General features: G+C 57.5%; 7 protein-coding genes and 1 riboswitch. Of the genes, 4 read left to right on the top strand and 3 right to left on the bottom strand.

The window, feature by feature from the left end; genetic code table 11:
- Positions 1–91: 91 nt before the first annotated feature.
- The 3 genes from AUC61_RS09140 to AUC61_RS09130 form a co-directional block, all read right to left on the bottom strand.
- Complete coding sequence (locus AUC61_RS09140; RefSeq protein WP_243245611.1) at positions 92–676, bottom strand: TMEM165/GDT1 family protein; 585 nt, start codon at positions 674–676, stop codon at positions 92–94.
- An 88-nt stretch (positions 677–764) separates the two neighbouring features.
- A riboswitch (yybP-ykoY riboswitch) is annotated at positions 765–885 on the bottom strand.
- 39 nt (positions 886–924) lie between these two features.
- Entirely contained in the window at positions 925–1923 is a 999-nt protein-coding gene (locus AUC61_RS09135; protein WP_243245610.1) for a class I SAM-dependent methyltransferase, read from the bottom strand.
- 148 nt (positions 1924–2071) lie between these two features.
- The gene (locus tag AUC61_RS09130; RefSeq protein ID WP_243245609.1) at positions 2072–3037 is read right to left on the bottom strand and encodes a 2-hydroxyacid dehydrogenase; all 966 of its coding nucleotides are present in this window, start codon (positions 3035–3037) and stop codon (positions 2072–2074) included.
- A gap of 120 nt (positions 3038–3157) precedes the next feature.
- Here AUC61_RS09130 and AUC61_RS09125 point away from each other — a divergent pair, with 120 nt between their 5' ends.
- From AUC61_RS09125 to AUC61_RS09110, 4 genes are all read left to right on the top strand, one after another.
- Positions 3158–3787 carry a LysE family transporter gene (locus AUC61_RS09125; protein WP_243245608.1) on the top strand — a complete coding sequence of 210 codons (630 nt, stop codon included), beginning with the start codon at positions 3158–3160 and terminating at the stop codon, positions 3785–3787.
- Between the two features lie 307 nt (positions 3788–4094).
- Complete coding sequence (locus AUC61_RS09120) at positions 4095–5771, top strand: fatty acid--CoA ligase (protein WP_243245607.1); 1677 nt, start codon at positions 4095–4097, stop codon at positions 5769–5771.
- A gap of 396 nt (positions 5772–6167) precedes the next feature.
- Positions 6168–8078, top strand: coding sequence for a DUF1302 domain-containing protein (locus AUC61_RS09115; protein WP_243245606.1), 1911 nt, complete (start codon positions 6168–6170; stop codon positions 8076–8078).
- 29 nt (positions 8079–8107) lie between these two features.
- The gene (locus AUC61_RS09110; RefSeq protein ID WP_162874372.1) at positions 8108–9472 is read left to right on the top strand and encodes a DUF1329 domain-containing protein; all 1365 of its coding nucleotides are present in this window, start codon (positions 8108–8110) and stop codon (positions 9470–9472) included.
- Positions 9473–9521: the final 49 nt, after the last annotated feature.

The raw sequence follows: 9521 nt of genomic DNA, 5'->3' as shown, positions 1-9521 counted from the left end.
CAATTATCCTGACACTCCGCGATCGCAGCCTTCGGCAGCTCCTACAGGTCCGGTGTGCGCTGTGTCAGGGACACATTGCGCGTTCCTACAGTTAAATCCAGCCACTCACTTGCATTGCCTTGTACACCGCCACCAGCGCCAGTACGAAGAACGCGCTCGCTGCCAGGCGACGGATCAGGGTCAGAGGCAGTTTCTCGGCGGCGAAATTACCGGCCAGTACCACCGGCACGTTAGCCAGCAACATGCCCAGCGTAGTCCCCAGAATCACCAGCCAGAGATACGAATATTGCGCGGCAAGCATGACCGTGGCGATTTGCGTCTTGTCTCCGATCTCGGCAATGAAGAATGCGATCAGCGTGGTCATGAATGGACCAAACTTGCGTGCGGTATTGGCTTCGTCGTCGTCCATCTTGTCCGGGACAAGAGTCCACAGCGCGGTGGCGGCGAAGCTTACGGCGAGAATCCAGTGCAGGGTTGCGTCCGACAGGAAACTGCTGAACCAGGCACCTACGGCACCGGCCGCGGCATGGTTGGCCAACGTCGCGGCGACAATGCCCGCAATGATCGGCCAGGGCTTGCGAAAGCGAGCGGCCAGAATAAGCGCGAGGAGTTGGGTCTTGTCACCGATTTCGGCCAAGGCAACGACAGCGGTGGGGACCAACAAGGATTCCAGCATCAGGTTTTCCTAAGGGGCGGGTCGACACGGCTATGACACGTACAGCCTCCCCGCCCCGGGTAAGGTGTTCGTGTCATAGGTCTTGTCAAACCACCGATCCGTCTGAGCGGATTCGGGGTCGTACGCACCATGGTCTGAGGACCAAGTATGTTGATGCGTACCGGACGAGCATGGCGCTCGTGGGAGACTACTCCCCTAGGACGGAGCGGATTCTGCCTTCAGCTTTCGCTTTGGGCAAGTGCTTATTTTCAAGCCCGCTTGGCGCGGTAGATTCTGAAGCCATTTCCTTCAGCCTTGATTGCACACACCCCAAAATGCTCTTCAATGATGGGTTGATACTTGAGGAAGCTATTGGCAACTAGCCGAAGTTCGCCGCCTGATTTCAAATGTTGGCGTGCTTTTCTCAGCAGGTTTTCCGTGGCTTTGTAATCTGTGTGGACCCCGACATGGAAGGGCGGATTGCTCAGAATAGTGCTCAAGCCCATGGGGGCTGCATCGATACCGTCGCCTGTCAGCACTTCAGCCTCCAGCCCGTTCGCAGCAAGGGTCAGGCGGGTGCTGGCGGTGGCGAATGCATCGACGTCGAGCATGATCACATTGTTATGCGGGTAGCGACGTTTTACCGCAGCCCCCAGCACGCCAGCGCCGCAACCGAAGTCGAGCAGGTTGCCGCTGGGCAGCTTGTCGATGTTCTGCAGCAACAACGCCGAGCCACGGTCCAGTCGGCCCTGGCTGAAAACGCCGGGCAGGCTAACAACCTTCAACGGGCCGTCTTCCATTTCGACTTCGTACTGCTGGGCGAGGCTTTCCAGCGTTACCGCTTTCGGGGCGTCTTCGACAGTGACTTGCCAAAGCTGACAATGCCGTGCGCTGTCGAGTTTGCGGGCGCGGCCAAACGGGCTCAGCTGTTTGGCGGCAGCTTCGATACCGCTGCGTTTTTCACCGACCAGAAACAGCTCACGTCCGGCCAGACGCGAGGCGAGGGCATTGAGCAAGTAGTTGGTCAGCTCTCGCGCTTTGGGCAAAAACACCACGGCGGCCTCGAATGGCAGCTCAGGGACTGTTACGCCGAAATGGCTACGGCCTTCAAAGCGTGCATCCAGTGCAGCCTGATCACCTGCGTGCCAGCACCAGCCTTGCGCGTTCGGCAGGCGGCCGAGCAAATCATCAGCAGGCAGGCCGGCGAGTAGCAGGGAGCCCTGAAACAGTTCGGCCTGACGGAGTAACACTTCACTGCGCGGGTCCATGGTGGGCTCCTCGAAAAAGCGCGGAGTCTAACAGTTTGGAGCCAGCAACGGCGTTGCGATCCCTGTAGGAGCTGCCGAAGGCTGCGAAGGCGATTTATATGACCGACTGCTTTCGCAGCCTTCGGCAGCTCCTACAGGGATTTGCGGCCTAACCCACCACGCGAACCGGTTTGCCAGCAAAGAATCCTAGTGCATTCTCGGTCACTTGGCTGACGATCCGTTGCCGTGCCTCGCGTGCACCCCAAGCGCTGTGAGGCGTGATGATCAGGCGTGGAATGTCGCCTGCCAGTAGCGGGTTACCCGCTGTCGGCGGCTCAACCGTCAGCACGTCGGTAGCGGCACCGCCCAGGTGGCCGTTACGCAATGCGTCGGCCAGGGCTTGCTCGTTGATCAGCCCGCCGCGGGCGGTATTGATAACGTACGCGTGCGGCTTGAGCAGGCTTAGCTCGTGGGCGCCGATCATGTCGCGGGTGTCGTCATTGAGCGGGCAATGCAGGGTCAGGGCGTCAACCTGAGGCAGCAGTTCTTCCAATGGCAAGCGGTCCGGGCGAGCAGGGCGGCCGGGTATTTGCCCAAGAACGACGCGCATGCCAAATGCCTCAGCCAGTTTTGCCACGGCACCGCCCAACTCCCCATGGCCCAAAAGGCCCAGCGTTTTGCCTTCCAGCTCAACGATAGGAAAGTCCAGCAGACAGAACTGCTTCGACTTCTGCCAGAGGCCTTGCTGCACTGCTTTTTGATAGTCGGGCAGGCTGGTGGCCAGTGCCAACAACAGCATCAAGGTGTGTTGAGCGACTGATGGAGTGCCGTAACCCTGACAGTTGCACACGGTAACCCCATGATGACGGGCCGCAACCAGGTCGATGTTATTGGTGCCGGTGGCCGTTACCAGCACTAGCTTGAGGTCAGGGCATGCGGCAAACGTGTTGGAATCGATCACGACCTTGTTGCTGATCGCCACCTGAGCGCCTTGCAGGCGTTCAATCACTTGATCTGCGCTCGTGCTGGCATGCAGCGTCAACTCGCTGAAGCATTCACGCAATGCGCCGAAGTCCAGATCGCCAAGGTCGAGGGACGTGTGGTCGAGGAAAACTGCTCTACCGTGATTGCTCATCAGCTGTACCTGTTAATGGACGTATTGAAGGCTTAATGTGGCTAGCCTATCAGAGCGAAACGCTTGCTTACATTTTTGAGCCGGCCTCTCTTTTGGCCAGCTTATTTTTGGAGAAACATCATGTATTGGGCTGAGTTCCTCACCGTTGCCTTGATTCACTTGCTCGCTGTCGCCAGCCCCGGACCGGATTTCGCCGTGGTCGTACGAGAAAGTGTGGCCCATGGACGCAAGGCGGGCACCTACACCGCCATGGGTGTTGGGACGGCAATTTTCCTGCACGTCGGTTATTCGCTGCTGGGGATTGGCTTGATTGTTTCGCAGTCGATCGTGCTGTTCAACGCGCTCAAATGGGCCGCCGCCGCTTATTTGCTGTACATCGGCGTCAAGGCGCTACGGGCCAAACCTGCCAGCGCCAGCGATGCGCCGGTCAACGTTGCAGGCGGTGAGCGCACGGCTCGCGGTGCATTTACCAGTGGCTTTATCACCAACGGCCTGAACCCCAAGGCCACGCTGTTTTTCCTCTCGTTGTTCACCGTAGTGATCAACCCGCACACGCCGCTGTGGGTCCAGGCGGGTTATGGCGTTTACCTGGCCGTCGCAACGGGGCTGTGGTTTTGCATGGTCGCGCGGCTGTTCAGCCAGGAGCGTGTGCGTGCAGGCTTTGCGCGTATGGGCCACTGGTTTGATCGCGCCATGGGTGGCGTGCTGGTTGCGTTGGGCCTGAAGCTGGCGCTGACTGAGAGTCATTGATACAACTTTTTGCCCAATGCGATGCAGCTCTCATCAAACAAAATGTAATCACCTGATCTGGAATGCTTTTCTATAGGAGCTTCCGAGCACCGCGAGGCAGCGATGGCGTCCTGTCTGATGCACCGCTATCGCGGCCTCGCGGTGCTCTTAAGCTCCTACAGGTTCCATTTTTGCTTCGCGACAGCGCTGTGTCATTGCGCAGAGCGGCTTTGCTCAGAAATCATCCCTTTGGCTGATTTGACTGGCGAGGTACCGCTCTAGAGTCCATATTTCAAGCCACGCCCGTGCACTTTGAAAAGGAACTCTTATGTTGCAGACCCGCGTTATTCCGCCAGCCGACGGTGCCTATCAATATCCTCTGTTGATCAAGAGGCTATTGATGTCAGGCAGCCGTTACGAAAAAACCCGGGAAATCGTCTACCGCGACACCGTTCGCTATACCTATCCAGAACTGATCGAGCGCGTCTGCCGGTTGGCCAATGTGCTCAGTGCCGCAGGTGTCAAAGCTGGCGATACTGTGGCGGTGATGGATTGGGACAGCCATCGGTACCTTGAGTGCATGTTTGCCATTCCTATGATTGGCGCCGTGATTCACACCATCAACGTTCGGCTCTCGCCGGATCAAATCGTCTACACAATGAACCATGCCGAAGATAAGTTCGTGCTGGTCAACAGCGAGTTCGTCGGCCTGTATCAGGCAATGGCCGGGCATCTGACCACCGTCGAGAAAACCCTGCTACTGACGGACCTGCCGGAAAAGACTGCTGAATTGCCCAATCTGGTGGGCGAATACGAGACGCTGCTGGCTCAGGCCAGCGCGCAGTACGAGTTCGAGGATTTCGACGAAAACTCCGTGGCCACGACGTTCTACACCACCGGCACCACGGGCAACCCCAAAGGCGTGTATTTCAGTCATCGCCAGTTGGTGCTGCACACCATGGGCGTCGCGACCATTGTCGGCAGTGCCGAGCGATTGCTGGGGACCGATGATGTGTACATGCCCATCACGCCGATGTTTCACGTGCATGCCTGGGGCATGCCTTACGCGGCGACGATGCTGGGGGTCAAACAGGTTTATCCCGGCCGCTATGATCCGGAGTTTCTGGTCGAGTTGTGGCGCAAGGAGAAAGTCACTTTTTCCCATTGCGTGCCGACCATCATGCAAATGGTCCTCAACGCAAAGGCTGCGCAAGGCGTCGACTTTGGAGGCTGGAAGATCATCATCGGCGGCAGCTCGCTGAACCGGACGCTGTATGAAGCGGCCAAGGCGCGTGGCATTCAACTGACTGCCGCTTATGGCATGTCGGAAACCGGTCCGTTGATTTCGGTTGCGCATCTGAATGATGAGCTGCGTGCAGGCAGCGAGGACGAGCGTGTCACGTATCGAATCAAGGCCGGCGTGCCGGGCATTCTGGTGGACGCGGCGATTGTTGATGAAGAGGGTAACTTCCTTCCCGCCGACGGGGAATCCATGGGCGAGTTGGTGCTGCGAGCACCCTGGTTGAGTGAGGGGTATTACCGTGAGCCGCAAAAAGGCGCCGAGATGTGGGCCGGTGGCTGGATGCACACGGGAGACGTGGCGACACTCGACAGCATGGGAGTCATCGACATCCGTGACCGGATCAAGGATGTGATCAAGACCGGGGGCGAATGGATTTCTTCCCTGGCGCTAGAGGATCTGTGCAGTCGCCATCCCGGGGTTCGCGAAGTCGCCGTGGTGGGGATCGCTGATCCGCAGTGGGGTGAGCGGCCTTTCGCATTGCTGGTGGTACGAGAGGGGCACAGCATCGAGGCGAAGGATCTGAAGGACCACCTCAAGCCCTTCGTCGAACTGGGGCATATCAACAAGTGGGCGATCCCGCACCAGATTGCGGTTGTTACTGAAATTCCCAAGACCAGTGTCGGCAAGCTCGACAAGAAGCGTATGCGGCTGGATATCGTCGAATGGCAAAGCACCAACAGCAGCTTTCTCTCGACGCTCTGATCCTGCGGGCAAGGTGAATACGGCACTTTTTTCACCTTGCCCGGGTCTGAGCCGTGCCCGCTGAGCACGGTTTGTCGGCTTGGCGCTGACCAAGCAAGCGCTTGGCTTGCCAAATCCGCAAATTAAGCCATTCTCCCCACGAGCCCGCTGGCGTCATCGGGCGCAAATACGCGCGGCAGAGAGTCTTGGACTGCAAATCACACTTTAGAGGGATCAAGCAGTGCGACCTGCTGGCTATAGTCGGTATCAGGGGCTGGGTAGAAACGAATGAAGACACTGATCCGTTGTAACCTTCTGGGTTACCCGATGAGCGTCGGACTGTCTGTCGCAAGATCGACTGTGCCGTTTTTAGCAGTACCACTGCCAAAACAATAAAAAACACATGGAGTAGCGTCGATGACATCAGCAAACCAGTTCTGGCGCCGGGCAAAACTGCCTTTGGCCGTCAGTCTCGCTTCTACGCTCGCCGGTCCTGCTTTCGGCGTCAGCTTCAACATTGGCGAAATCGAAGGCAAGTTCGACTCGTCGCTCTCCGTGGGCGCCAGTTGGTCTACCGAGAAAGCCAACAAGAACCTCATCGGTTCCAACAACGGCGGGCATGGCCTGTCGCAGACGTCCGATGACGGCCACTTGAACTTCAAACGCGGTGAAACGTTTTCGAAAATCTTCAAGGGCATTCACGATCTTGAGTTGAAGTACGGCGACACCGGTGTGTTTGTGCGTGGCAAATACTGGTACGACTTTGAACTCAAGGACGAGAACCGCGAGTTCAAGGACATCAGCGATTCCAATCGCAAGGAAGGCGCGAAGTCTTCCGGCGGGCAGATTCTCGACGCCTTCGTTTACCACAACTACAGCATTGGTGATGAGCCAGGTTCTGTGCGGTTCGGTAAACAAGTGGTCAGTTGGGGTGAAAGTACTTTCATCCAGGGCGGCATCAACAGTATCAACCCGGTCGACGTGTCCGCGTTCCGTCGTCCAGGCGCCGAAATCAAGGAAGGCCTGATTCCGGTCAACATGTTCTACCTGTCGCAAAGCATCACTGAAAATCTTTCGGCAGAAGGTTTTTACCAGCTTGAGTGGGACCAGACCGTTACCGATAACTGCGGCACGTTCTTCTCGCAGCCGGATGTGATTTCGGATGGTTGCGATGGCAATCTTGCCGTGTTGCGCAGCCAGGCGGGTCTGGCTGCTGCCCTGCCGGCGGTTGCACGGCCGACCGTGTTCAATGCTCTGGCTGCTCAAGGTGTCAGGTGGGGTAACCCTGATGAGGGTGCAGTCGTGCGCCGTGGTCCTGATCGTGATGCCCGTGATGGCGGTCAGTTTGGCGTAGCAATGCACTACAACTTTGAGCCGCTGGACACTGAGTTCGGCGCTTATTTCATGAACTACCACAGTCGCGCGCCAATTTTCAGCGGTCGGGGCGCTCCAGCGGGCTCATACAACCCTGCTGCGCTGATCGCTGCACTTGGTCCTTTGGCTGCGCAACCGGGTCTGGTTGCCTCTTTGATGCCACTGGTCGTTGCGGGCAACTCCAGCTACTACGTTGAATACCCCGAAGATATTCAACTGTACGGTTTGAGCTTCTCCACCACGTTGCCTACCGGTACCGCGTGGAGCGGTGAGATCAGCTACCGTCCAAACGCTCCGGTGCAGATCAATACCACCGACATCCTGTATTCAGGCATCACGCCACTCGACGCAACCGTATCACCGCTGCAAGGCCAAGCCGACACCGATCAACCAGGTTACCGCCGCAAAGAAATCACCCAACTGCAAACCTCGTTTACCCAGTTCTTTGATCAGGTGATGGGCGCCGAGCGCCTGACCGTCGTGGGTGAAGTGGGCTGGACACACGTTGGCGGGCTGGAAAGCACTTCGAAAATCCGCTACGGCCGCGACCCAAGCTACGGTCCTGGCCCTCTGGCCAACGGCCGTTGCACATCACTCAACGCCCAAACTCTGGGAACTGCACCTCAAAACAACGTGAGTCGCTATTGCGAGGACGATGGCTTCACCACTGCCAACTCGTGGGGTTATCGCGCTCGTGCCATCTGGGACTACAACAGCGTATTTGCCGGTGTGAACCTTCGTCCAAACGTAGCTTGGTCGCACGACGTAAAAGGTTATTCGCCGGGACCTGGCGGTAACTTCGAGGAAGGCCGTAAAGCGGTCAGCCTTGGGCTGGATGCTGAATACCAGAACACCTACACAGCGGCACTTGCGTACACCAACTTCTTTGATGGCAAGTACACCACGGTCGATGATCGCGACTTCGTGTCGCTCAGCTTTGGCATGAACTTCTAAGAACACGGTTTTTCAGGACGACGATGAATATGAAAATAACAAAAAGTCTGTTGCAAGTCGGTGTGCTCGGGTTGTCGCTGCTGGCAACCGGTGTCATGGCGGCTGTGTCTGAGTCTGAAGCAGCAAAGCTTGGAACTACCCTGACGCCCATGGGCGCTGAAAAGGCCGGCAATGCTGCCAACACCATTCCTGCCTGGAGCCCAATGCCCAAGAATGCCGGGGCGGTAGATGCCAAAGGCTTCCTCGCCAACCCGTATGCCAGTGAAAAGCCGCTGTTCACCATCACCGCCGCTAACGTGGAGCAGTACAAGGCCAACCTCGCGCCGGGTCAGTACGCGATGTTCAAGCGTTACCCGGAAACTTTCAAAATGCCGGTCTATCCCTCCCATCGTGGCGCGACAGTGCCGGATGAGGTGTTCGCCGCTATCAAGAAAAACGCCACCAATACCAAGGCGGTAGGCGGCGGTAACGGCCTTGAGAATTTCGATACGGCGGTGCCGTTCCCGATTCCGCAGAGTGCCAACGAAGTCATCTGGAACCACATCGGGCGTTATCGTGGGGGGAGCGTAAAGCGTCTGGTAACCCAGGCCACTCCGCAGCCCAACGGGTCATACAGCCTGGTGTATTTCAGCGATCAGTTCGTGTTCCGCGACAAGATGAAGGACTACGATCCTAAGAATCCCGGCAACGTGTTGTTCTATTTCAAGCAGGAAGTGACCGCACCAGCGCGTCTGGCCGGTAGCGTGTTGCTGGTCCACGAAACCCTCAATCAGGTTGCTGAACCGCGCTCCGCATGGCTCTACAACGCCGGTCAACGTCGCGTTCGTCGCGCCCCTCAAGTTTCTTATGACGGGCCGGGCACGGCGGCTGATGGTTTGCGTACCTCGGACAACCTGGACATGTTCAACGGTGCACCGGATCGCTACGACTGGAAACTGGTTGGCAAACAAGAGATGTATATCGCCGCCAACAGCTACAAGCTGGACGATCCGAAGCTCAAGTACGCTGACATCATCAAGGCCGGGCACATCAATCAGGATCTTGCCCGCTATGAACTGCGCCGTGTCTGGCACATCACTGCAACGCTCAAGGAAGGCCAACGCCACATCTACGCCAAGCGTGACTTCTTTATTGATGAGGACACCTGGCAGGCAGCTGTCATCGACCATTACGACGGTCGCGGCCAACTGTGGCGCGTCGCCGAGGCTCATGCCGAGAACTACTACGATAAACAAGTGCCGTGGTATGCCTTGGAAACTATCTATGACCTGCAGTCGGGCCGCTACCTTGCGCTGGGCATGAAGAACGAAGAGAAGCGCGCGTATGACTTTGGCTTCACCGCTACCACCAGTGAGTTCACGCCTAATGCACTGCGTCAGGAGGGGGTGCGCTGATTTTCTTTGAAGGCCTCGCGGCAAACATAGGATCTGTAGGAGCTGCCGG

It is taken from the genome of Pseudomonas maioricensis, assembly GCF_022790535.1.
Lineage (GTDB): Bacteria > Pseudomonadota > Gammaproteobacteria > Pseudomonadales > Pseudomonadaceae > Aquipseudomonas > Aquipseudomonas maioricensis.
Note: the sequence above shows the minus strand (reverse complement) of the source record. Positions and strands in the feature narration are given on the sequence as shown.

Coding starts and splice junctions, on each gene's coding strand:
- AUC61_RS09140 (WP_243245611.1), bottom strand. CDS start 676: ATGCTGGAATCCTTGTTGGTCCCCACCGCTGTCGTTGCCTTGGCCGAA.
- AUC61_RS09135 (WP_243245610.1), bottom strand. CDS start 1,923: ATGGACCCGCGCAGTGAAGTGTTACTCCGTCAGGCCGAACTGTTTCAG.
- AUC61_RS09130 (WP_243245609.1), bottom strand. CDS start 3,037: ATGAGCAATCACGGTAGAGCAGTTTTCCTCGACCACACGTCCCTCGAC.
- AUC61_RS09125 (WP_243245608.1), top strand. CDS start 3,158: ATGTATTGGGCTGAGTTCCTCACCGTTGCCTTGATTCACTTGCTCGCT.
- AUC61_RS09120 (WP_243245607.1), top strand. CDS start 4,095: ATGTTGCAGACCCGCGTTATTCCGCCAGCCGACGGTGCCTATCAATAT.
- AUC61_RS09115 (WP_243245606.1), top strand. CDS start 6,168: ATGACATCAGCAAACCAGTTCTGGCGCCGGGCAAAACTGCCTTTGGCC.
- AUC61_RS09110 (WP_162874372.1), top strand. CDS start 8,108: ATGAAAATAACAAAAAGTCTGTTGCAAGTCGGTGTGCTCGGGTTGTCG.